This window comes from Streptomyces griseomycini (genome assembly GCF_014203535.1).
In the GTDB taxonomy this organism is placed as follows: Bacteria; Actinomycetota; Actinomycetes; order Streptomycetales; family Streptomycetaceae; genus Streptomyces; species Streptomyces griseomycini.
The window spans coordinates 200,528-221,821 of record NZ_JACHJI010000004.1 but is presented as its reverse complement, the minus strand read 5'-3'; the positions used below and the strand labels follow the sequence as shown (position 1 = coordinate 221,821).

17 protein-coding genes and 1 pseudogene are annotated in these 21,294 nt (G+C 71.3%); 7 read left to right on the top strand and 11 right to left on the bottom strand.

What is annotated here, in order from left to right:
- Window positions 1-5: 5 nt before the first annotated feature.
- From FHS37_RS12870 to FHS37_RS12860, 3 genes are all read right to left on the bottom strand, one after another.
- Complete coding sequence (locus tag FHS37_RS12870) at window positions 6-4,970, bottom strand: DNA repair ATPase (RefSeq protein WP_184820406.1); 4,965 nt, start codon at window positions 4,968-4,970, stop codon at window positions 6-8.
- A 70-nt stretch (window positions 4,971-5,040) separates the two neighbouring features.
- Window positions 5,041-7,086 carry a flotillin family protein gene (locus FHS37_RS12865; RefSeq protein ID WP_184820404.1) on the bottom strand — a complete coding sequence of 682 codons (2,046 nt, stop codon included), beginning with the start codon at window positions 7,084-7,086 and terminating at the stop codon, window positions 5,041-5,043.
- Between the two features lie 96 nt (window positions 7,087-7,182).
- The gene (locus tag FHS37_RS12860) at window positions 7,183-7,665 is read right to left on the bottom strand and encodes a hypothetical protein (protein WP_184820402.1); all 483 of its coding nucleotides are present in this window, start codon (window positions 7,663-7,665) and stop codon (window positions 7,183-7,185) included.
- A gap of 225 nt (window positions 7,666-7,890) precedes the next feature.
- Here FHS37_RS12860 and FHS37_RS12855 point away from each other — a divergent pair, with 225 nt between their 5' ends.
- Together FHS37_RS12855 and FHS37_RS12850 are read left to right on the top strand one after the other, a co-directional pair.
- Window positions 7,891-8,958, top strand: a complete 1,068-nt coding sequence (locus FHS37_RS12855; RefSeq protein WP_184820400.1) for a PucR family transcriptional regulator — start codon at window positions 7,891-7,893, stop codon at window positions 8,956-8,958.
- A 75-nt stretch (window positions 8,959-9,033) separates the two neighbouring features.
- Complete coding sequence (locus FHS37_RS12850) at window positions 9,034-9,603, top strand: hypothetical protein (RefSeq protein WP_229889933.1); 570 nt, start codon at window positions 9,034-9,036, stop codon at window positions 9,601-9,603.
- Between the two features lie 32 nt (window positions 9,604-9,635).
- On the opposite strand, the gene FHS37_RS12845 is transcribed toward FHS37_RS12850, so the two are convergent.
- The 3 genes from FHS37_RS12845 to FHS37_RS12835 are packed head-to-tail and all read right to left on the bottom strand — an operon-like array spanning window position 9,636 to window position 12,606.
- Window positions 9,636-10,133: a hypothetical protein gene (locus FHS37_RS12845; RefSeq protein ID WP_184820398.1), complete on the bottom strand. Its 498-nt coding sequence runs from the start codon at window positions 10,131-10,133 to the stop codon at window positions 9,636-9,638.
- A 9-nt stretch (window positions 10,134-10,142) separates the two neighbouring features.
- Window positions 10,143-12,158 carry a M64 family metallopeptidase gene (locus tag FHS37_RS12840; RefSeq protein WP_184820396.1) on the bottom strand — a complete coding sequence of 672 codons (2,016 nt, stop codon included), beginning with the start codon at window positions 12,156-12,158 and terminating at the stop codon, window positions 10,143-10,145.
- A gap of 1 nt (window position 12,159) precedes the next feature.
- Window positions 12,160-12,606, bottom strand: a complete 447-nt coding sequence (locus FHS37_RS12835) for a hypothetical protein (protein WP_184820394.1) — start codon at window positions 12,604-12,606, stop codon at window positions 12,160-12,162.
- 439 nt (window positions 12,607-13,045) lie between these two features.
- On the opposite strand from FHS37_RS12835, the pseudogene FHS37_RS39285 reads away from it, so the two are divergent.
- Both FHS37_RS39285 and FHS37_RS12830 read left to right on the top strand, forming a co-directional pair.
- Window positions 13,046-13,137, top strand: a pseudogene (locus tag FHS37_RS39285) (transposase); the annotation flags it as partial.
- A 30-nt stretch (window positions 13,138-13,167) separates the two neighbouring features.
- Window positions 13,168-13,419: a hypothetical protein gene (locus FHS37_RS12830; protein WP_184820392.1), complete on the top strand. Its 252-nt coding sequence runs from the start codon at window positions 13,168-13,170 to the stop codon at window positions 13,417-13,419.
- Between the two features lie 356 nt (window positions 13,420-13,775).
- Here the strand turns inward: FHS37_RS12830 and FHS37_RS41020 are convergent, their stop codons facing one another.
- Together FHS37_RS41020 and FHS37_RS12820 are read right to left on the bottom strand one after the other, a co-directional pair.
- Window positions 13,776-13,919, bottom strand: a complete 144-nt coding sequence (locus FHS37_RS41020; RefSeq protein WP_184820390.1) for a hypothetical protein — start codon at window positions 13,917-13,919, stop codon at window positions 13,776-13,778.
- A 341-nt stretch (window positions 13,920-14,260) separates the two neighbouring features.
- The gene (locus FHS37_RS12820; RefSeq protein ID WP_184820388.1) at window positions 14,261-14,692 is read right to left on the bottom strand and encodes a DUF6299 family protein; all 432 of its coding nucleotides are present in this window, start codon (window positions 14,690-14,692) and stop codon (window positions 14,261-14,263) included.
- 395 nt (window positions 14,693-15,087) lie between these two features.
- On the opposite strand from FHS37_RS12820, the gene FHS37_RS12815 reads away from it, so the two are divergent.
- Together FHS37_RS12815 and FHS37_RS12810 are read left to right on the top strand one after the other, a co-directional pair.
- Window positions 15,088-16,290, top strand: coding sequence for a tyrosine-type recombinase/integrase (locus FHS37_RS12815; RefSeq protein ID WP_229889934.1), 1,203 nt, complete (start codon window positions 15,088-15,090; stop codon window positions 16,288-16,290).
- Entirely contained in the window at window positions 16,283-18,739 is a 2,457-nt protein-coding gene (locus FHS37_RS12810) for a tyrosine-type recombinase/integrase (protein WP_184820386.1), read from the top strand. The genes FHS37_RS12815 and FHS37_RS12810 overlap by 8 nt, the downstream gene beginning before the upstream one ends.
- A gap of 20 nt (window positions 18,740-18,759) precedes the next feature.
- On the opposite strand, the gene FHS37_RS12805 is transcribed toward FHS37_RS12810, so the two are convergent.
- Window positions 18,760-19,572 (bottom strand): phosphotransferase family protein, encoded by an 813-nt coding sequence (locus FHS37_RS12805; protein WP_308439472.1) that lies wholly within the window; start codon window positions 19,570-19,572, stop codon window positions 18,760-18,762.
- A gap of 180 nt (window positions 19,573-19,752) precedes the next feature.
- On the opposite strand from FHS37_RS12805, the gene FHS37_RS40470 reads away from it, so the two are divergent.
- A complete protein-coding gene (locus tag FHS37_RS40470; RefSeq protein ID WP_268254589.1) occupies window positions 19,753-19,953 on the top strand; it encodes a DUF5999 family protein in 201 nt (66 codons plus the stop codon).
- Window positions 19,954-19,994: 41 nt separating this feature from the next.
- On the opposite strand, the gene FHS37_RS12800 is transcribed toward FHS37_RS40470, so the two are convergent.
- Both FHS37_RS12800 and FHS37_RS12795 read right to left on the bottom strand, forming a co-directional pair.
- Window positions 19,995-20,819 carry an alpha/beta fold hydrolase gene (locus FHS37_RS12800; RefSeq protein ID WP_184820381.1) on the bottom strand — a complete coding sequence of 275 codons (825 nt, stop codon included), beginning with the start codon at window positions 20,817-20,819 and terminating at the stop codon, window positions 19,995-19,997.
- A gap of 23 nt (window positions 20,820-20,842) precedes the next feature.
- Window positions 20,843-21,241, bottom strand: a complete 399-nt coding sequence (locus FHS37_RS12795) for a RidA family protein (RefSeq protein ID WP_184821111.1) — start codon at window positions 21,239-21,241, stop codon at window positions 20,843-20,845.
- Between the last annotated feature and the right edge of the window lie 53 nt (window positions 21,242-21,294).

The window sequence follows — 21,294 nt, the reverse complement described above, 5'->3', positions numbered from 1 at the left end:
AGGTCTCAGCGGCTCGTCCCCCCGGTCCGGCGGGCGGCCGGGTCGGCCGTCGGTCGACGGGGGTCCGCCGCGCGGCTGATGGCCGACTCCACGGCGGCGATGCGGTCGCCGAGGAGGGCGAGCGCGGCCACCGCACGGGTCAGCGCGTCCTCGTCGGGGCCGCCCAGGGCGAGGGTGCGGACGTGGGCGGCCTTGAGCTCGGTCCAGCGGGCCGACCGGTCGGCGGTGAGCGTGCCGCGCAGCTCGGCGAGCTTCAGCAGGCTCGCCTCGGCGCCGGTGGTGAGGGTCTGGGCCTCGGCCGTGTAGTGGTCGTCGATCACGGCGGCCAGCTCGGCGTCGTTCATGACGGGCTGGATCCGCTGGGCGATCTTGTTCATGTTGCGGTAGGAGCCCTGGAGCAGGAACGGCGGCTCGGTGCGGGCGTCGTCGGACTGCGCGGCGGAGGCGATGTAGGCCGCGTTGACGGCGAGGACCGTCCGGCGGGCGGTGAGCAGATGGCGCAGCACGGCCAGGATCCGGTCCAGTTCGGTGGGCGCGTAGGGGTGGGTGAGCCGGTCGGGGCGGGCCGTGGGGTCGTCCCCGGCGAGGCGGATCAGCAGGTCCAGGTCGGCGCGGTCGCGGGAGGCGAGCGGGGCGAGCACCGGGTTGGCGGTGAGGGCGTTCTCGACGAAGCTGAGCGCGAAGACGTCCTCCTTGCCGGTGAGCACGTCACCGAGGTTCCAGACGTCGGCGCGGTTGGCCAGCATGTCGGGGACCCGGAAGACCTCACCCGACTCGGTGTAGGGGTTGCCGGACATGCAGACGGCGAACCGCTTGCCGCGCAGGTCGTAGGTGCGCGGCTCGCCCTCCCACACGCCCTCCACCCGGCGCGTGGCGTCGCACAGCGGGATGAACTTCTGGAGCAGTTCGGGTGAGGTGTGCTGGATGTCGTCGAGGTAGAGCAGGGTGTTGCTGCCGGCGGCCAGTGCGAAGTTGATCTTCTCGACCTCCCGGCGGGCGGTGGCGTCCGGCGCCTCGGCCGGGTCCAGCGAGGTGACCGCGTGACCGAGTGCGGGGCCGCTGATCCGCACCAGGACCAGACCGAGCCGGTGCGCCACGTACTCCACGAGGGTCGTCTTGCCGTAGCCGGGCGGCGAGACGAGCAGCAGCAGGCCGCCGGTGCCGGTGCGGGCGGACTCCCCCGTGGTGCCGAGCTGTTTGGCGAGGCTGTCACCGACCAACGGGAGGTAGACCTCGTCGACCAGGCGGTTGCGGACGAACGACGACATCACGCGCGGCCGGTGGTCGTCCAGCCGCAGCCGCGCCCGTTCGGTGGTCACGAGGGCGGTGCGGCGGCGCTGGAAGGCGCGGAAGGCCGGCACGTCGCGCTCCCTGAACCCCTCCGTGCGGTCGAGGAATTCGTCGAGGCGGAGGGTGAGGCGGCGGTCGGTGATCCGGGGGTGGGTGGCGATCAGCCCCTCCACCGTGACCGTCAGGGGTGCGTCCGACTCGTGGCGGGGCAGGTCCGGGCAGAGTTCCGCGGCCACGGCCTCCGCGAGGTCGCCGGGGGCCACCCGGTCCCCGGTGGCGGCGGTGTACGCGGTCAGCCACGCCTCGACCAGCTGGCGGCGGGCGGCGAGGTCGCCGAGGGCGGGGAGGTCCTCGTCGTAGGCCCCGGTCGCCACCGTGCGGCGGAACTTGTCGAGCAGGGTGCGGGTCCGGGTGCTGATGACGAAGCCGTCGGGACCGGTGGTCAGTTCGTCGAGGAGGTACGCGGCGCAGGCCGCGGGTCGGACGGTGGCGTCCTCGTCCCACTCCCCCACGGCGCGGGCCAGTTCCGTCCGCAGCGCGTCCAGCGCGGGCGGCGGTCCGAAGGCGTCGCGGGCCCGGGCCAGGGAGCGGGCGCGGCGGGTGAGGTCCGCGCGCTCCTGGGCCGTGGTGCCGTGCGCCCAGTACAGCAGGGCGTGGGCGCGGGCGGCGGACGCGTGGCGCAGGGTTCCGGCGCCGTCGTACAGGGGCAGTACGGCGGTGAGGATCGCGGTGGCGTCGTGGTCGTGGACGCCCCGCTCGTACCCCTCGTCGTACGCCTCCTCGGCGGCCCTGCGGACCAGGCCGGCGAGGTCGTCGGCGCCGGTCAGGGCGTCGGGGCCGTGTTCGTGCAGCAGCCGGGCGGCGAGGTGTTCGGCGCGGCAGACCTCGGGCGACTCGGACGGCAGGTGCCGGTTCCACAGGGGCCGGTCGGCGAGGAGGGCGGGGTCGGTGACGGGGGCGCGGTAGTCGGTGCCGGTGAGGGCGACGGCGAGGCCGTCGCCGTGCGGGACGACGGTGAGGTCGAAGGGCTGGGTGGAGACGGCGAAGCGGTGGCCGCCGAGGCGGATGGTGCGTCCGCCGTCCGCGTAGAGGTCGGTGCGGTCGCGCAGGGCGCGGGCGGCCTCCTCGTGGGCCGACCGCAGCCGGCCGTCGAGTTCCTCGGCCCGCACCCGGTCGCCGAGTCCGCGCAGTTCGTCGGCGGTGCGGCGGACCTTGGCGACGAGCGGGTCGGAGGCGAAGTAGGTGCTCACCGCGTCGGTGTCGGCGAGCGCGGCGCTGCGGCGGGCGATGGTCTCCAGCACGCGCTCGGCGGCGGAGGCGAGTTGCCCGGCGCGGCGGGCGCGGGCGTCGGTGAGGCTCTGCTTGCGGGCGGAGAACGCCTCGTAGATCTCGGTGCGCTTGGCGGCGAGCTCGTCCAGGACGTCGTCGAACTCGGCGAAACGGGACTCCAGGGCCTCCAACTGGACAAGCACACGCGTCAGCTGGTCGTCGCACGCCTCGGGGTCGTCCGCCGCCGCGAGGGCTCCGGTGACCGTCTGGCCGAGCAGGGCGAGTTCGGCGGCGAACCCGGCGCGTGCCTCCCGGTCGAGGAGGCCGCGGCGATGGGTGTCGAGGGCGGCGCGGGCGCGGTTGACGCCGCCCATGGCCTCGGCGACCCGCTCGAGCACGGCCGTGCGGACGGTGGCGTCGGCGATGTCGAGCCCGGCGACCACCTCGGTCACCGTGCGCAGTCCGTCGGCGAGCTCGTCGAGGCGGGCGGCGACCGGGGCGGCCTCGGCGGCGGTGGTGGCCGACTCGATGTCGGCGTGCAGCCGTTCGAGGTCCGCGTGGTGGGCGGCGAAGGCGTCCTCGCGGGCCAGGAAGGCGACGGCGCGCTGCCCGAAGGAGGCGAGGTCCGTCTCGGCCGTGTCGGCCAGGGCGTCGATGCGGGCGTGGTCCGCGTACCGCATGCCCTTCAGGGTCAGCAGGTGGCCCCGGGCGTGGCGCAGTTCGGTGAGGCCGGTGACCCAGGCGGTGGCTTCGCGTGGTCGCTCGCCGCGCAGCCGGCGCACCACCGAGGCGACCCGGTCGGCCGCCTCGTCGAGTGCGTCGGCGGCCCGGCGGGTGAGGTCGCGTACGGTCTCGAACTCGGCCAGCACCTGCTCGGCGGTGGCGCGTACCTGCGCCAAGGGGGCGCGCAGGTCGCCGAGCTCGGGATCACCCAGCCAGTGGTGGGTGTCCAGGGCGCGGACGCAGGCGGCCGCCAGGGTCGCGTAGATCTCGGCCGTCGGGGTGGTCTCGGCGGCGGAGCGGGCCAGGGACAGGCAGTCGGAGATGCCGCGTACGAGGTCGGCGTTGCCGACCCGGGCCAGCGGCCCCTCGCCGGCGGGCTGTGCGGCGGCGTGGGTGTCGGAGACGTAGGGCGAGTCCCAGAGCTGGACGGGGTGGACGCGGGCGGGTTCGTCGCCCTCGGGGCGCAGCAGGACGAGCCGTCCGTCGTCGAACAGCGCCCAGCCGTGGCAGGCCATCGGGGTGGCGACCGCCTCGCGGATCTGGTTGTACGACAGCAGCAGGCCCCGTCCGCGTCCGGGCGCGTGGAAGGCGTACAGCACGTCCTCGCCGTGCGGCGAGCGCACCTCGCGTTCGAACTGCATCCCCTCCGTGTCGAGTTCGTACGTCTTGTGGGTGCCGGCGGCGAGGCAGTAGCCGCCGGGGAACACGATGCCCTGGTCCTCGGGCAGCCGGCGGCAGCCCTGGCCGATGCCGTCGAGGCGGACGACGGTGCGGGTGAGGGTGTTGAAGACCAGGTGGCGGTGCGCGGTCTCCTTGTAGGGGAGGATCCGCAGCAGGACCAGGGGGCCGACGCGGGCGTGGGCGATGTCCGCGTCGGCGAGGGACTGCAGGGGCTCGTCGACCGGCTCGGTGTGGATGCCGTCGGGGGTGCCGGTGTCGTTCTCGGTCTTGACGGTGAGGGTGCCGCCGAGGGTGTCGACGAAGACCTCGCCCTGGACGGAGACGTGCGGGTGGCGGCCGAGCACGTGGTCCTCGCGGGTGGCGGGGGTCCAGTCGATGCCGTCGGGCGGGGTGGCCGCGTGGTCCCGGTCGCCGCGTGCGTCGAGGAACGCGGCCCGGCCGTCCTCGGCCACCGACCAGCGCAGGACGCGGATGTCGCCGGCCTTCTCGCCGGTCTGGAAGACGGCGAGGAGCTTGCCGTCGACGCGGCGCAGCCGCAGCAGGCGGGCCTGGCGGTAGTAGCGGTGCAGGGCGGCGAACTCGCGGACGAAGTCGGGGTCGTCGAGGAGTCCGGGCACCGCGTCGTCGGGCAGCCGGTTGAGGTCGCGGTCGTGCGGGGCGAGGACGTCGCCGACCGCGGTGTCCCGGTCGGGCCGGGGGCGGGCCTCGTAGCCGAAGAGGAGCACGTCGCCCACGGCGACGATGTCGCGGGGGACGCTGCCCCGGTCGGTGCGCAGGCGCTCGGTGCCGGTGAGGCGCAGCTCCGGCGCGCCGAACTCCTCGGCGCGGCGGTGGTTCAGCGCTTCGGCGCGGCGGGCGAGTTCGGCGGCCTGGGCGGCGAGGCGGTCCCGCAGTACCTGGTAGGCGCCGCCGTCGACCGTCGCGGGGGCCGCGGTGGCGTCCGTCGCGTGGCCGTCCTCGCCGGGGGCCTCCCGACGGGCGGCGGGCTCGTGGGTGCTGCTGGTCATGGCTGCCTCTCGGGAAGGGAGCGGTCGGGAGCCGCCGTCCCCTGTGCGGCGGCTCCCGGGCGGAGGGTGGTCAGGCCCTGGCGCGGCCGTTCAGTCCGGCCAGCGGTGTGTCCGAGAGACCCAGCTCACCTGCTTTCTCGATCAGTTCCTCGAACCGTCCGGTGTTCTCGCCGCCCTGCTGCATCAGCCGCATCAGCAGCGTGGACACCGTGAGGTTCCGCACGTCGGCCGTCGAGACGGCGCCCAGGATCCGGCCCAGGTCGTCGGTGAAGCTCGCCGAGCCGTCCAGCCAGGGCCCGGCGAGGGCCTGAGCGGTCTCGGAGTTCCGGACGAAGCCGTCCACGCCCTTGCCGAGCGCGATCGAGGACATCAGCCGGTCGAAGAACACGGACTCCCCGCCGACGATGTCGATGTCCGCGTTCTCCAGTCCGGTCGCCAGGACCGTGGCCTGTGCCTCGGCGATCTGCCGCTGCACCTCCAGTCCGGCGAGCCGGACGTCCTTCTCCGCCTCCAGCCGCAGCCGGTACTCCTCGTGGCCGCGGGAGGCCTCGTCGAGGGCGGCCATCGCCGCCGCCTTCTCGGTGAGGCCGGCCGCCTCCGCCCTGAGCTTCCCGCTGATCGCCTCCGCGTCGGCCAGTGCCCTGGCCCGTGCCCCCTCGGCCTCCGCGCGCATCCGGGCCTCGGCGGCCCCGGCCTCGGCGCGGCCCGCCTTCTCGATGACGTCGGCCTCCTTGTCGCGGACCTGGACGGCGGCCAGCCCCTCGGCCGCGGCCTCCGCCTGGATGCCCTCGGCCATCCGCAGCTTGGCCCGCGCGTCCAGGTCGGCGGTCTTCAGCCGGGCCTCGGCGAGGGTGAGTTCCTCGGCGGCGCGGTGCGTGGCGGCCTGCTCGGCGGCCTCGGCGGCCTTGATGTCCTTGACCAGCCTCTCCTGCGCCTCGGCCTCCGCGGCGATGATCACGGCCTGGCGCTGCCGCTCCGCCTCCTCCACGGCCCGCAGCTTCAGGATCGACTCCTCCTGCTCGGCGACCGTACGGTCCACCGCCACCCGCTCGCGGATGACCTCGGCGATCTCCCGCTTCTCCGCCTCGACCTCCTTCTCGGCGGCGATCCGGGTCAGTTCGGTCTCCCGGTCCCGGGCGATGACCTCCAGCATGCGGTCCTTCTCGATGCGCTCGCTCTCGACGGCGATGACCCGCTCGCGGTTCTTGGCGGCGACGGCGACCTCGCGGGCCTGGTTCTCGCGCTGCACGCCGAGCTGCTCCTCGGTGCGCAGGAAGGCGCTCTGCGCCCGCAGCCGCTCCTCCTCCACCACCCGCGCGGTCTCGGCCTCCTCGCGGGCCCGTACGGTCTCGATCTCCCGCTTCTGCTTGATCTCGGCGTCGGCCTGCCGGCGCTCCAGTTCCAGGATCGCCTCGCGCGCGTCGACGTTCTGCCGGGTGATCTCCTTCTCCTCGTTGCGCTGGGCCTCGTTGGTGCGGACGTGCTCCACGGCCGTCAGCTCGGTGATCTTGCGGATGCCCTGCGCGTCGAGGACGTTGCCCGGGTCGAGCTGGGTCAGCGGCGTCTGCTCCAGGTAGTCGATCGCGGCGTCCTCGAGGTGGTAGCCGTTCAGGTCGACGCCGATGACCTCGATGATCCGGTACCGCAGTTCCTCGCGCTTGGTGTACAGGTCGGTGAAGTCCATCTGCTTGCCGACGGTCTTCAGCGCCTCGGAGAACTTGGCGTGGAACAGCTCCTGCAGCGTGTTCCGGTCGCTGGCCCGCGCGGTGCCGACGGCCTGGGCGACCTTGATGACGTCCTCCACGGTCTTGTTGACCTTGACGAAGAACGTGATGCGGATGTCCGCGCGGATGTTGTCCCTGCAGATCAGCCCTTCCTTGCCGGCCCGGGTGATCTCGATGGTCTTCACCGAGATGTCCATCACCTCGGCCTTGTGCAGCACCGGGAGCACGACCGCCCCGGTGAACGTCACGTCGACCTTGCGGGTCTTGGAGACGATCAGGGCCTTGCCCTGCTCCACCTTGCGGAACAGTCTGGTGACGAGGAGCAGGCCGATGAGCAGGAGCAGCAGGGCGACGCCGACGAGTACGGCGATGCCCACGGTGGCGGCATCCATGGGGCACGTCCTTATGGGCTGGGAGGTGGGCGGAGTTCGGGTGGAGCGGTGCCTCGCCGACGAGGCGGGTGAAGGTCCGGTGGATGGGGAGACGGCTCAGCCGGCACTGCGGTTCTGCGGCAGACGCGGACGGATGCCGTCCGCGGCCCGGCACACCGCGCGTGACGCGCCGTCACGGTCCGCGCCGGGCCCGCGCGGGGACCGCGACGGCCCGGGTTCGTCCGGGAAGAGACGGTGCAGCGGCCGCACGAGCAGGCGGGTGAGCCGCCAGGAGACGAGCAGTGCGCCGCACGCGGTGAGGGGGCGCAGCAGTCCGGCGGCGGGTCCGTCCGGGACGGTGGCGGCCAGCAGGACGCCCGCGCCGGTGGCGAGGAGCCAGGCGAGGGCCGTCAGCAGCGAGAGCGCGACCGCGACCGGGACCCCGCCCATCCCGAGGGCGCCGAGGTCCGCGTCGGGGTCGAAGGCGCGGCTGCCGGCGAGACCGGCGGCCACCAGCAGCCAGAAGCAGACCACCACGACGAGGGCGGCGGTGAACAGGAGGGTGGGCAGTCCCGTGGCGGCTTCCACGAACGTGCGCATCCCGGCCCCCTTCCCGTTCACGGCTCGCACCGGCGGCAGCACCGCTCCCCTCCGACCCCGGTGCCGGGCACCTGCCGGTGCCCGGCACCGGAACCTTGCGCAGTGCTCCCCGCGGCTCATCCTGCACGGCGGGGGCCCGTCCGCGCATTGCCGGACTCCGGCAGTGTTCCTTAGGATCTCCATGCCGGTGGCGCGCTAAGAACGCGTCAAGATCGAGGGGGCGGCGTGGCAGAACAGGAAATTCCGGAGCACTATCTGGACGGCTATGCCCACATCCTGGCCGAGGTCGCGGCCACGGGCAGACGCCTCACCCGGGACGAGATCGCCTCCCGGCGGGCCCTGGGCGAGCGGGCCGCGGAGGCGGGTTTCGGCCTGCGCGCCCTCGTCAGCGTGCACCTGTCCGCCGCCCGCGAGGCATGGCCGCGCGGTTCCGACTCGGCCGACGCCGCGCTCGCGGCCGTCCAGCAGGTGGTGGACGCCTTCGCCGAGGGGTACGAGCGGGCGCAGCGGCTGGCGGTGCGTCAGGAGGAGGCGGCCCGGCGGGAGTTCATCGACGACCTGCTCTACGGCCGCAGCGACCTGGGACGGCTCGCCGAGCGCGCCGAACGCTTCGGCCTGCGGCTGTCCCACGCGCACGCGGTGGCCGTCGCCCGGGGACCCGTCCCCTACGACGAGGGCGACCCGGTGCCGCGGCAGGTGGAGCGCGCCCTCATCTCCCGGTTCGGGGACCGCAGCATCCTGCTCACCACCAAGGACGGGCGGCTGCTGTGCATCGCGCCCGGGCACCAGGGCGAGGTCCTCACCCACTTCGCCAAGCAGGCGCACGCCGCCACCGACGGCGGCCAGGTCGCCATCGGCCGCCCGCAGTCCGGTCCCGGCGGTGTCGTCCAGTCCTACGAGGAGGCGCTGAGCTCCCTGGAGATCGCCGAGCGGCTGGGGCTGGACGACCCGGTGCTGCGCGCCGCCGACCTGCTCGTCTACCCCGTCCTGGCCCGCGACCGCCAGGCCATGGCCGACCTGGTCCACAACACCCTGGGCCCGCTCACCACGGCCCGCGGCGGCGCCGAGCCCCTCCTCGACACGCTCACCGCGTACTTCGACGCCGGCTGCGTCTCCGCGGAGGCGGCCCGCCGCCTCTCCCTGAGCGTGCGCGCCCTGACCTACCGCCTGGAGCGCATCCACAAGCTCACCGGCGCCAACCCCTCGGACCCCTCCCACCGCTACATGCTCCAGACGGCGGTGATCGGCGCCCGCCTGCTGGACTGGCCGGCCGGCGAGCCGGCCCCGGCCTGACCGGCCCCGTGGCAGCCGCACGTACGCGCTGTTTCCATGGAGGTGCAGGCACGCTTCCGAGGAGCAGGTCCCGTGATGCACGATCCGACGCTGCCGTTCCCCGAACCGGAGGACTCCCCCTTCACCGGCGGGGGAGGCGGCCCTCCCGTCGTCACGGACGAGATCTTCGGTGCCATCGAGGTCCGCCTCGACGGCGACCGGGGCTCCGTGGCGGTGGAGGGCGGAGACCTGCCGCACGCGCTGGTGGTCCGGTCGCGGGGCGCCGCGCCCAACCGGTACGCGCCGATCGGCACCCGGGACCGCGGCCACCTCACCCTGACGCTCGACGACCGCCGGGCCCGCATCGTGCCTGCCCGGGCCTGGCTCCCCCGCCGCTCCTACCGCGTGGACGTCATGCTTCCGGACACCCGGTACCGGCTCGTGCCGTGCTCCGCGACAGCCAGCAGGCTGCTCAGGGACAGGCAGTGCATCGGCGAGTTCACTTCCCGCGGGGACGGCTCGGTCACCGCCGCGTGGGGGGAGCACGCCGAGCCGGTGGCACAGGACGCCGCCGTGGGGTACCTGCTCGCCGCCGCGTTCGGCACCGGATCACGAACGATGACGGACGTGTTCCTCGACGCTCTCGACGCCCTCCTGCCCCACTGAGCGCACCGGACCGGAGGGACGGACCGTTCCCGTCACGGACGGCCGACCGGCTGCCGGCCGTCGGCGTCCTTGGAGGACTCCCCCGCGTCCAGGTCCTCCTCGATCTCCCGCCGAGGATCACGCAGCCGCGGACAGCGGGCCGCGGGAACGGTCCTCCGAGCGCGGCCGGCCTCCGGCGCCGCCGCGCGGGTGGGGTGGGAGGCGTTGCGGGTGGGCGGCGCAGGATCGCCTCGGTGGGCGCGGCCCGCGTCCCGTGACGCCCGTCCCGTGACGCCGTCGTGGCGGCAGTCGCGCTCGCGGCCGGCGCGGTCGCTGGGCGGTTCGCCGACCTCGGCGAGCCGGTTCCTGCCGGTCCGGCCCATCGACCGCCGGGCAGCGGTGACCGGCTCGGTGCCGGTCCGGATGGTGTCGAGCCCGGGCTCGCCGAAGGTCTTCCCGAACGTCAGGGCCGTGTCACCGTCCCAGTTCAGCGGGGCGAAGCGGGGATGCGGCCCCTGATTCTCACAGCCGACATGTACCGCCGGGGGCATGTGCTGGTGTCAGATGGTAAAGGCGGGGTGGTCTTTCCAGTCGTCTCCAGGGGTCCACCAGTTGGTCCAGACGTTGCCGTCGGTACCGGTCCAGAAAACGTCGAGGTTTCCGCTGGTGCGGGCCACGGCTGCGATGCCGGTGTCCGGGGCCGGCGGTACGGAAAATTGGCTGGCGATGGGGCGGGGCGGGTGGTCTTTCCAGTCGTTTCCGGGGGTCCACCAGTTGGTCCAGATCTTGCCGTCCCGACCTGCCCAGAAAACGTCCAGATGATTCGAGGTCCGGGCCACCGCGGCGATGCCTGTCCGTTCCGCGGCGAGCGTGGAGAAGGCACGGGCGATGGGGAAGGGAAAGTGGTCTCTCCAGCCCATGTCGGGAGCTCGGTCCCACCAGGTGCTCCAGATCTGACCATCGCTGCCTGCCCAGAAAACGTCCAGATGATTCGAATTCCGGGCCACCGCGGCGATGCCTGTCCGTTGCGCAGCGAGCGTGGAGAAGGCACGGGCGATGGGGAAGGGAAAGTGGTCTCTCCAGCCCATGTCGGGAGCTTGCTCCCACCAGGTGCTCCAGATCTGACCATCGCTGCCCGCCCAGAAAACGTCCAGACGATTCGAGTGCCGGGACACCGCGGCGATGCCTGTCCGTTCCGCAGGGAGCGTGGAGAATTCGGCAGCGATAGGGAAAGGCGCATGGTCACTCCAGTCCCCACCGGGAGCTTCGGTGCGCCGGTTGCTCCAGATCTGGCAATCGGTGCCGGTCCAGAAGACGTCGACTGGTCTCCAATTGTCGGTGGTCCGGACTACGGCTGCGATGCTGGTGCCCGGGGCAGGAGGTACGGTGAAGTCGAGTTCGTGGGCGATGGGGACAGGCATGAGGGGTTTCCACTTCCAGCCGGGGGCCTGCGCCCAGTTGTTAAATATTTTGCCGTCCCTGCCCTCCCAGAAGACGTCTAGACGATCTTTCTGGGCCACTGCGGCGACTGAGGTCTCGGGGGCCAAGAAGCGGATCGGAATATCGATGGGTGAGTGCTCTTTCCAGCCCCCACCGGGGGCTTGGTCCCACCAATTGGTCCAGAGCTTGGCGTCCCGGCCCGCCCAGAAGGCGTCCAGGCGCCCTGAATTGCGGGTCACCGCCGCTACTCGCTTCACGACGGGCTTCACATAGGGAGCAAGAGTTTGGTAGATGCGGCGCTCGCATACCGCGCACCAGGGGTTGCGGAGCGCCCGCATCCGGCAGGTGAACTGCGGACGGTACGCCTTGCAGTGGTAGTAGTGAGCACCTTCGAAAGCACCGACCGTGCCTGCGCCGACGGGGTTGGGCTGCGGATCGCAGAACCTGCAGTCCGCGTTCTGCGTCGTCGGCATCCTTGTGTTCGCCGCGATCAGGTCACGCCACTTGTTCGTGGTCCGGTTGCCGTCGATGGTGATATTGGCTTCGCAGGGCTCGATCGGCGGGTGCCTGTCGCGGTCGGTGTCCCTCCCGCAGCCGCGGTAGAACTCGTACTCGTCACCAAGACCGAACGCGGTGTGGCACATCTCGTGCAGACCGATCTCCGTGGCACGGTCCGCGAGAGAGAAGACCGCAACACTTCCCCCGGATCCGCCGTACTTCGTGGTGTTGACGATGACCATCACCAGGTTCCATTCGGGCACCTGGTTCCCCGCCACAGCCAGGGCGGTCCTGCTCTTGACGACCAAGAGGTGGGGGAGGCCGTCGCCGCAGAACGAGGCGTCGAAATATGTCCGGGCTACCGCTCCGGTGCCCTCGCAGGTCGGGGTCGCGGGGTCGTCAGCGCCGCTGTCAGTGGAGGCCACGTCGACGCGATAGACGTTGATCGCGGTCGGTACCCTGTTGAAGGGTCCCGAACCGAGGAAATTGTTGACGAAGGACCGGACATCGTTGGCGAACTGGCCCAGCTGGGTGTTCTTGTAGCCGTCGCCCATGATGACCAGGTTCCAGCGCGCCGACGCGGGACCGTTGTCAATGATCTTCGTGGTGCCGATGACCGCACCGTCTACCGTGCTCATCTCAGAGGTCTTCCTCTGTGCTGAAATCAGGTCCGAAGCCGAAGCGCGCCACTTCCGCCGCAGCGGTCGGCCGCAGGCCGAACGGGCTGCGGATGAGCGCGGCATGATCGGCATTCGCGATGTCCGGGACCAGAACCACGAAGAGGCCGCGCGGCTCGTCCACCGGCACGCGGGCGATCGAGTACTCCGGCTCGTCGGAGAACACCTCGACGTCACGGCGTACCGGATCGCACATCACACGCCGGTACAGCGGTCGCTGCTGCGCGTCCCGGACCTCGACCCAGAAGCCCTGGGCATCCTCACGTTCTCTGAGCGGATCGCTGGGCGGGGGCATCATCGCCACCCGCCGCCGGGATATCAGACGGATATCGGTCCCCTCGTATTCGAAGATCAGCCGCACGGTGGTCGGTGGCTCTGAAGGTTCGGGGCCGTAGTCGGGTTCAGTCATCACGATGCCTCCCCTTGTGCTGGGCGTCATCGGAAAAGGAACGTGTGGCCCACGAAAGGTGGTGACGGTGGGCGGCTGACGCCGGTGCCGGGCCTTACGGCCTGCGCTGTGACATCCGCCGATCATGCCCCGTTGATCACATTCCTACGGCAGGATCCGCTATTTTTTATGGTAGCGCAGCCGACTTGTGATGCAATTTCGCTGCGCCACAGCACCAATCCTCAAGGAGTGAAGCACCTCGTAGCAGCAGTACCCTGGAACTGACGAACAGACCGAGCACGAAGCAACTCGGGTGAGCAGAGGGCCGACGGCTACTTTGCGCAGTGAGTCAGGGACAGGACGCCAGAGACCGGCCCTCAGCGAGTTCGCGCAAATCGAAGGCAGTTCGAGAGAATCCGCGGGTTCGCTCTCATAACATCATGGGATTCACCCGGACGTCATCCTCCACGTCGATCGCACCGGCATCCCTTGGCGCTACCTCCCCCACGACTTCCCGCCCACCAGACCGTTTACGGCCACTTCGCCACATGGGAATCCGTCTGCTTCTCCGACCGGTTCTGAGTGTTTTCCGATAAGGTCGAACCGGGCAACTTCGAGATCTTCGCCATCACCAGTAACGGCGAAGTCTGGTGCCACACCGTCCAGATGACCAACGGCGACATCAAGCAGATCGATGAGGCTCTTCAGCTCAACAAAGACGGGCCCCAAGTGGGATCCAACACGCAGGACAGATTCGTCGTCTTCAGCGACGGGAAGATCGTGGTGATCACCGAAAACGGGGAAGTCTGGGCTCACGCCCTCATAGAGGCATAGGCCGTTCACGGTCGGCCGACGCACCGGCGGTTACGACACGGGCGTTTGACGTCCTCTCCAGGGGACGCAAGCGCCCACCCGCACTCGCGTTGTCCGCGACACGGCGCTTTCCTCACCGGCCCCTTCGGCAAGGGCTGCGCGCCCTGGCCTCGATCTTCCGTGGCGGGTCCCGACACAGTCGGGGATCCGTTTCGTCGTCGACGGCCGAGGACGTGCAGGTCGATCCCCAGCGGGTCGGCTTGGCCGGCGCCGGGCAGTCCGCGAACCGCGGGACGTCCGTGGCCTCGCCGGTGGCCGGGTCCACCGGCCGTCGGGTCCTGTTGCTCCGGCCGGCTGTGCCGCACCTGCTCGACCGCCTACGGCGACTTCCCGTCCGCGGGCGGCACGATCCCGACCGGGTCGCCGAGCCCTTCGGCGCGTACGGCCGCCAGGCACTCGTCGAGGCCGACACCGTGTTCGCCGTCGCCGTCGAAGACCGCGGCGGCACCGTCACGGCCCACGGCTCCCCGGACCGGGCCGGGACCACCACCGGCCCCGAGGGGCGCGAGCTCATCGTCCCCGACCGCAGGGCCGGTACGCGGCGCACGCCGAAGGCGGACGCCGGCGGGCCGGGAGGACACGAGCGCACGCCCGCTCACGCGGCGACCGGCTCCGGCACGACCGGGGCCCTTCCCGCCGACTTCGGCGGGAAGGGCCCCTTCTTCCGTTTCGGTGGTCCCGGAGCCTGCTGTTCCGGGACATCCGCGTCACGCCGGTCACCCGGGACAGCCGGGACCACGGGCTCCCGGCACGCGCCCGCACGTCCGGCGGCGGCACGCGGTGCGGCCGGGCCCGGTGCCGGTCAGCCCTGGACCAGCGCGACGTCCTGTCGCTGCACCGCGTGGAAGTGGGGCAGCACGAGGATGCCCGTGGGGCGCAGTTCCACGATCGTGGCCTCGACGTGGGCCGGGCCGGCCTTCAGGGTGCCGGCGGACACGCTGCCGGTGTTCTCCCAGCGGTGCTCCTTGCCGTCGCACACCGCCCGGGTGCCGCCGATGGGGCGGGGGTCCGCGGACGGGCTCTGCCGCACCGAGGAGCTGACGTAGACCGGTCCGGTGCCGGCGTCGCAGCGGTACGTGCCGGAGAGGGTGACGAACCCGTCGGCGATCCGGCCCACGGAGTCCACCGTCACGGTCTCGGAGGGGGCGGCCGACGCCTCGGGCGCGGCCGCGGCGGAGCCGAACAACAGCGTCACGGCGCCGGCCAGGACGCCGAGAACAGGATTCGCAGACATGGGGAAACCTCCCGAATTGAGTGGAATGGGGCCTCCACCAGTACCGGGCGGACGGGTCCGGGGCCGTCATCCTCACCCCTTCGGTGGCGAGTCCGCACCGGCCGTCGGGGAACCGTCCCGGGATCGTCCGGAAACCGTCACGCTTCACGGCGGGCCGTTCCGATGAGTCCGCGGCGGGAGGACGGTCTACCCGTACGACCCGTCCGGACACGACCCGTCCGGGTCCTTCCAGCGACACGGAGGTGCGCCATGTGTGCCCACCAGCCTTCCTGCCGGCGGACCGAGTCCCCCGCCCCGCACGTGGTGGCCGCCCACCCCGAGCAGGGCTGGTGTGTTAACTGCACCTTCTTGAGGTCGTTGGGCACTGCGATGTCCGACTGCCCAAGGAGTTCTGTGTGACGTCGCACCTGCGCAACCAGCTGATGGAGGGGCGGGCCGTCCTGCCCCGCGTCGGCTCGGTCGTTCAGCTGGAGACCCAGCACCCGGCGTACGCCGTACTCGACCCCGCTGGAAGTCCGGTCGAGTCGGTGACGCCCTACCTGCGGGACCTCGCTCTGAACGACAACAGCCCAGCAACCAGCCGCAGTTACGCCAACGACCTGCTGCGGTGGTTCCGGTTCCTGTGGCTCTTGAACGTGACCTGGGACAAGGCGACGGAAGGGGAGGTGGCAGTGATAGTGGGATGGCTTCGTACGGCACCGAATCCGCAGCGCCGCCGCACCCGGCCGGACGCGCCGCAGCCCGGCTCGGTGAACCCCCGCACCGGCAAGCGGTACCTCAAGGCCGGCTACGCCCCGGCGACGATCAACCACGCCCTGACCGTGGTCAGCAGCTTCTACGACTTCCACCGCGACCTGGGCAACGGCCCGCTGCTGAATCCGGTCCCGGTTTCGGAGGCACGGCGCCGGGCGCTCGCTCACCGCAGTCCGGCGGAGGCCGTGCCGGCCTTCCGCCGCTCCCGCCTTCGCCAGCGCGTCCCGGCCACCGAGCCCCGGGCCATCCCGGATGTGATGTGGGACGAGTTCTTCGCCGCCATGAACCACGACCGGGACCGCGCCGCGGTACTGCTCTACGTCTCCAGCGGCGCCCGCGCCTCCGAGCTGCTCGGCGTCACTCCGGCCGACGTCGACTGGCCGGCCCAGATCGTCTACGTCGTCTCCAAGGGCACGAAGCTGCGCGAGCCGATCCCGGCGAGTCCGCAGGCCCTGGTGGTGCTGGCCGCCTACCTCGACGCGATGGGCATGCCCGCCCCGCACGAGCCGGTCTTCCGCACCCGCCGCGGCCCGGACAAGCCGCTCACCTACTGGGCGATGCGGCGCGTCATCCAGCGGGCCGACGACCGGCTGGGCACGAACTGGAGCCTGCACGACCTGAGGCACACGGCGGCCGAGAGGATGGCGAACGACCCGAACCTGACGCTGGTCGAGGTCCGGGCCATCCTGCGGCACGCAGACCTGGCCACCACCGGCCGCTACCTGCACGCCCGTGTCGAGGACCTCTTCGCCGCCCTCCAGACGCACTACCAGCGCCCCCGCCTCCAGCCCGCCATTGCCCCTGGCTACGACCCGGACGACTTCAGGGCGGTGTTCGGTGGCTGACCTGAAGACCTTCACCGCCCGCAACCGCCGCGTCGACTACAGCGGCGACGAGCCGTTCGTCCCCGCTCCTGTCACGCGGTTCGCCGGCGCGGAGCTGAAGACGGCACCGGCACCGCTGCCCAGCACACCGCCGGGCCCGTTCGGGGACCTGTCCCGGGCACCGGCCGACGAGATCCTGCGCATTGTCGAGCGAGCCACCAAGGGGCAGCCGAACCCGGGGCGCCGTCGGAGGGCCGTCCAGCGGGTCTTCTCCGTGTGGGAGGAGATGCCCGGCGATACGTGGCAGGAGCGTTGGCTGGCCAGCGGCTTCGACGACGAAGGCGCCGAGTCGGTACGCGTCCTTGCACACGATGGCGACCGGCGAGACAGCTCAGACCTTGTTGCCGGTATCAAGCTCGCGTTCTGCCTGCGGGTCATCCGGCCCTCGGTCTCCGGGTTCCGCGCGAACAAGTTCCTGGACTACCCGCAGCGATTCCGTAAGCTTCAGTCCGATCCGCTGTTGGAGAAGTTCTTCGCCGCGGCCGATGCCTTCGACTTCCACCACATGCACCGGCTCCGGGCGAAGTTCGACTTGGCGGCCGCCCTGACCACGCAGGGCATCACGCTGGAGGACCTGACTCCATCGGCGCTGCTGCACTACGGCATGGAGTCGAAGCGTCTCGGCGTGACCCACGGCAGCAAGGCAGGCGCCACCCGTTTCGCGGGCCTTGGCACCTGGCAGGTGCTGCACCAGATGGGCCACTTCCCGCCCGGCACCCCGCCGACCCTGCGGGCCTACGTCTATCGCGGCCAGCTCACCATCACCCAGCTCGTCGACCGCTACCCCATCCAGCACCAGGGCGTCCGCCAGCTGCTGATCGACTACCTGACCCGGCGCCGGGCCGGAACCGACTACACCACCATCACGACCCTGGCCCGCCGGCTCGCGAGCACGTTCTGGGCCAAGGTCGAGAAGATCAACCCGGGCCAGCAGGACCTGGCGCTGAGCCCCGAGGTCTATGACCAGTGGCGCGAGGCCATCAAGCGGTGGGACCGCGACGAGCGCCGCACCCGCGCGGACGACTCCGGCATCCTCCTGGCGGTCCGCGCCCTCTACCTCGACCTGCACAGCTGGGCCATCGACGAGCCCGAGCAGTGGGCCCAGTGGGTCGTGCCCTGCCCGATCCGGCCGAAGGAACTCAAGGGGTTCGCCAAGCGCAAGCGGGAGATCCACCAGCGGATGTCCGACCGCATCCGGGTCCGCCAGCCGCTGCTGCCCACCCTGGTCGCGCACGTCGAAGGCCGCTACGAGCACTTAACGGGCCTGCTCCACAAGGCCCGCGCGGTCGAGCTCGGAGAGACCTTCGAGCTCGACGGGCACTCCTACCGGCGCACGGACAGCGACCGCGATCGCACCTGGGCCAAGAGCCAGGACGAGCCGCCCGTCCGCGTCACCGACGAGGACGGGCGGGTCCTCAACGTCACGCTCGCCGAGGACACCGCGTTCTGGGAATGGGCCGGCCTGGAGATCCTCCGTCACAGCGGCATCCGCGTCGAAGAGCTCTGCGAGCTCACCCACCTGAGCATCCGCCAGTATCGGCGCCCGAACAACGAGGTCATCGCCCTGCTCGTCATCGCTCCGTCCAAGAGCGAGCGCGAGCGCGTCATTCCGATGTCCGCGGACCTGTTCCACGCGGTCGCTCAGATCATCCGCCGCCTCACCCCCGACGGCCGGCCGGTCCGCCTGCTCAACCGCTACGACCCTCACGAGAAGACCTGGTCGGAGCCCATGCCGTTCCTCATGCAACGGCAGAACGGCACGCAGAGATCAGTGATCTCCCCGACCACGTTCATCCACATGTTCGCCCGCAGCTGCGAGGAACTGGCCGAGACCCACCGAGCCTTCGCCGACATGACCTTCACGCCGCACGACTTCCGGCGGCTCTTCGCCACCGAGATCGTCAACGGCGGCCTGCCCATCCATATCGGCGCCGCCCTGCTCGGCCACCTGAACCTTCAGACCCTCCAGGGCTACGTCGCGGTCTTCGCCGAGGACATCGTCGCCAACTACCAGCGGTTCCTGAACCACCGCCGATCACTCCGACCGGAGATCGAATACACCGAGGTCACGCCCGAGGAGTGGGCCGACTTCGAGGAGCACTTCGACAAGCGCAAGGTCGAACTCGGCAACTGCGCCCGCCCCTACGGCACCCCCTGCAACCACGAACACGCCTGCATCCGCTGCCCGATGCTCCAGGTCAACCCCAAGATGCTGCCCCGCCTCGCGGAGATCGAGCGGGACCTCCTCCTGCGCCGCAAGCGGGCCCAGGAGGAGCACTGGCTCGGCGAGGTCGAAGGCATCGACTCGACGCTGACCTTCCTCCGCGCCAAGCAAGCCGAGGCCGCCCGACTCGTCAAGAGGCCCGTCGCCGACCTCGGCATCCCACGCCCCGATTCACCAGGAACTTGACCTCGGGCTTTCCCGAGGCTCTATCGCCAATGTGTCCGCTCACGCACCCAATGGAGTGCAGCTTGACCCTGAGCACGCTGAAAGTCCCGCACCGTCGGCAGCCCCGGCGGCGGGGCCTGCACGGACTGACGAAGGAAGTATCCAGCCATAGCGATGAGCACGGTGGTGACATCTTCCGGGTCAGCACCACGAGCGAACAGGTGCTGATCAAGAAGACTCACCGCATCCGGGGCGCCCTGCATGATCACGCTCGGGCCCATCGCGACGACGTCAAACCACGAAGCTCCGACTGCGGCCCACGGCCAGTCGACGACCATGACGCGGTCGTCGGTCAGCAGAACGTTGTCCGCCCGCAGATCGCCATGGATCAAGGCACTACCGGCTGCAGCTGCGATCCAGGCGGCTTCTCGGTCGAGGAGGCGTCCCAGATTGCGTCGTGCCCAGGGATCGAGCCAGGCCAGGTCGTCTGTCCCATCCGCGGAAGCAGCGGAAAGCCGACGCCAGCCTTGGAACTTTTCGCCGAACCGATCAGCAACCGGTGGCGCCGCGATCGGCGAAGGATCGAGCAGCACGGACAGCTCGTTAGCCGCTGCAAGAACACGGTGGAGCTCGTCCAGCTGCCAAGGCTGGGCCGGCATTCTTCCGTCGACGTCTTCGAAGACCAAAACGACCCAGCCTTCGAGATCCAAGGTCATGAGCAGCTGCGGCACAGGCGCTGCGATCGGCAAGGCCGCGGTGATCCGCGCCTCGGACCGGTGGAGGTCAGGGGTGTCAGGGTTTGGTTCAGCGCCCACCGCCTTCACGAACACCCGTCGGCCGTCGACAAGACGCATGCGGGCTGCAACCCCAGGCGAGAAGCCACCGGCCTGGGTAACGGCGCTTTGCACAGGCGCCCCCAGACGTTCCTCAACCTGGCTTCGCACACCGTGGGGAACAGCCCACCAGTCCACACGCACACCCGCAGCTACAGGCGCACTGTCGGTCTTTGTGCTCGGTCGTCTCCCCATGGCGACATGATTCAGGTGACGCCCTCGGGCAGCAACGAGGTTTCCACGGCCTGCGCTCCTCCCAACACCCATGCGAGTGAAGTGCAGAGAAGGAGCCTGCTCTGCGACGGCTCGATCGTCTTCGACGACACCGGTGAGCTGCTCCCCGACGGCCGGGTGATCGCCCCGCACCGGGCGCCCGCCGACCGTCTCGTGGTCGCCGCCTGACCCCCGCCGCGCGCCGGACCTGATCCCGGCCGCCGCTCCGCTCACCCCTCCGCGACGAACCACCGCAGCAGGGAGGCGAGCCGCTCCGGCCGGTCCTCGGCGATCAGCGTGCGCGTGTCGTCGAGCTCCACCAGCCGGCCCCGCGGAAGCAGCTCGGCCAGGCGGCGGCCGTGCTCGCGGGGCATCATCCGGTCCTCGGTCGCCCAGACGACCAGCGCGGGCCGGTCGAAGTACCGCAGTCCCTGGGCGGCCTCGAGCAGTTCGGTCCGCCGTACGTGGGTCCCGTAGTGCCGGAAGTCCCGCCGGATCGCCGGGTCGGTGCGCAGGGGACGCAGCCAGCGGTCGACGATCTCGTCCGGCACGGGCCGCTTGGTGAGCGCGCCGAGGCCGACCGGCAGCCTGCGCAACGGTTTCAGGCCCAGCGCGCGGACCATGAGCGGGACGCCCCCGGGCACCCTGCAGGCCACGGTGATCATCTTGCCGGGCAGGCCCGGCGGGTAGTTGTCGAACGCCTCGCAGGAGATCAGCACCAGCCGCGCCAGCCGCTCGGGGTGCCGGGCCGCGACCGTCTGGGCCCGTCCGCAGTCGCTCTCGACGAGGGTGACCTCCCGCAGGTCCAGCCGCTCCAGGAACTCCGCGACCAGCTCGTTGACCAGGTCGGGCGTGGGCGGCCGGGTCATCGGCCTGCGGTGCGCTCCGTACGGCAGGGTCGGCGCGAGAAGCCGGTGGCCGGTGCGCAGTTCGGCGATGACCTTCCGCCAGACCGAGGCGTCGTGGACGAGTCCGTGCAGCAGCACGACGACCGGCCCCTCGCCTCCCGTGTCCTCGTACTCGACGGTGCCCGCGCTCAGTTCGATCTCCGGCATCCCGCCAGGCTAGCCCCGCTCCCTCAGGGCAGCAGGGCGAATCCGTCGAGTTCCACCAGCGCCCGTTCGTCCCACAGCCGGACCACCTCGACCACCGCCATCGCCGGGTAGTCGCGGCCCGCCAGCTCCCGCCACCGCCGGCCGAGTTCCCGGGCGTGGGTCCGGTACGCGGCGACGTCGGTGGCGTAGACGGTGACGCGGGCCAGGTCGGCGGGGGTGCCGCCGGCCGCGCGCAGGGCGGTGAGCAGGTTGGCCAGGGCCCGGGAGAACTGCTCGGGCAGCGTGTCGCCGACCACCTCGCCGTCGCCGTCGAGCGCGGTCTGGCCGGCCAGGAACACCATCCGGGTTCCGGTGGCGACCACGGCGTGCGAGAAGCCGGCCGGCGGGGAGAGGGACGGCGGGTTGACCCGCTCGGCGGTCACCGGTCCCGCGGACTCCCGTGCCACTGGTCCTCCGGGCTCCCGTGCCACCGGTC